We start from the raw sequence: 791 nt of genomic DNA on the forward strand, positions 1-791 counted from the left end.
GCTCCAGCCAGCTTGCCGGCAGATAACAGCGGCCCGCATGCGCATCGTCCACAATATCGCGAGCAATATTGGTCAACTGAAATGCCAGCCCAAGGTCACAGGCGCGGTCCAGCGTGGCGTTATCCCGCACGCCCATGATTTGCGCCATCATCAAGCCGACAACGCCTGCAACGTGATAGCAATAGCGCAGCGTATCATCCAGTTGGCTGTATTGCGCTTCGCGTACATCCATGGCGAAGCCTTCCAGATGATCAAACGCGTAAGCCGGGGCGATATCATGAGCCATAGCCACTTCCTGAAAAGCCGCAAACGCCGGTTCGTGCATCTGCGATCCTGCATAGGCCTGGCGCGTTTTCATCTCAAGTTGCATCAGACGTTGTTCGGGCGTTTGTAAGGCAGGCTGCCGGGCCTGAAAGCCCAGCGTCTGATCGTCAATAACATCGTCACAATGGCGGCACCAGGCGTAGAGCATCAGTACGCTGCGCCGGGTTTTTGCATCAAATAACTTTGAGGCTGTCGCAAAACTTTTCGAGCCAACTGCCATCGTTTCGACCGCATGATTGAGTAACGACGGATTATTCAAATCAGATCCTCCAGCATCAAACCTGCTGTCGCTTTTGCCGAGCCGATGACGCCAGGAATGCCTGCGCCGGGATGCGTGCCTGCGCCGACCAGGTAGAGATTAGTAATGGTTTTATCGCGGTTATGCGGCCGAAACCAGGCGCTCTGGGTAAGAACGGGCTCCACAGAAAAGGCTGAGCCATGATAGGCATTAAGCTGGTCGCGAAAAT

2 protein-coding genes are annotated in these 791 nt (G+C 55.1%); both read right to left on the reverse strand.

The window, feature by feature from the left end; translation table 11 throughout:
- On the reverse strand, window positions 1–583 hold a 583-nt coding region (locus C1A35_RS35635; RefSeq protein WP_158665294.1), incomplete at its 3' end, for a phytoene/squalene synthase family protein.
- Window positions 580–791: FAD-dependent oxidoreductase (locus tag C1A35_RS35640; protein ID WP_199773116.1), on the reverse strand; the 212-nt coding region annotated here is incomplete at its 5' end. The genes C1A35_RS35635 and C1A35_RS35640, both read right to left, overlap by 4 nt.

This window comes from Ensifer adhaerens (genome assembly GCF_002940685.1).
GTDB lineage: Bacteria > Pseudomonadota > Alphaproteobacteria > Rhizobiales > Rhizobiaceae > Ensifer > Ensifer adhaerens_E.